Origin of the sequence: Nonomuraea sp. NPDC048916 (assembly GCF_040649575.1) — a bacterium.
In the GTDB taxonomy this organism is placed as follows: Bacteria; Actinomycetota; Actinomycetes; order Streptosporangiales; family Streptosporangiaceae; genus Nonomuraea.
On the sequence record NZ_JBEZFS010000250.1, the window covers coordinates 1 to 424 of the forward strand.

Annotated in this window: 1 protein-coding gene; it reads right to left on the reverse strand. The window is 71.2% G+C overall.

Annotation, left to right across the window (positions count from 1 at the left end):
• Nucleotides 1-4: 4 nt before the first annotated feature.
• The coding region (locus AB0C16_RS40710; protein WP_357691558.1) for a methionine adenosyltransferase domain-containing protein at nucleotides 5-424 on the reverse strand (420 nt) is incomplete at its 5' end.

The following is a 424-nucleotide window of genomic DNA, read 5'->3' on the forward strand; positions in this document are numbered from 1 at the left end:
CGGGTCAGAGACCGGCGGCGGTCCTGAGTGCCTCGGCGCGGTCGGTGGACTCCCAGGAGAAGCCCTCGCGGCCGAAGTGGCCGTAGGCGGCGGTCTCGGAGTAGATCGGGCGCAGCAGGTCGAGGTCGCGGATGATGGCGGCCGGGCGCAGGTCGAACACCTGGAGCACGGCGGCCTGGATCTGCTCGACCGGGACCTTCTCGGTGCCGAAGCACTCGACGAACAGGCCGACCGGCTGGGCCTTGCCGATGGCGTAGGCGACCTGGACCTCGCAGCGGTCGGCCAGTCCGGCGGCCACCACGTTCTTGGCCACCCAGCGCATCGCGTAGGCGGCCGAGCGGTCGACCTTGGACGGGTCCTTGCCGGAGAAGGCGCCGCCGCCGTGCCGTGCCATGCCGCCGTAGGTGTCGATGATGATCTTGCG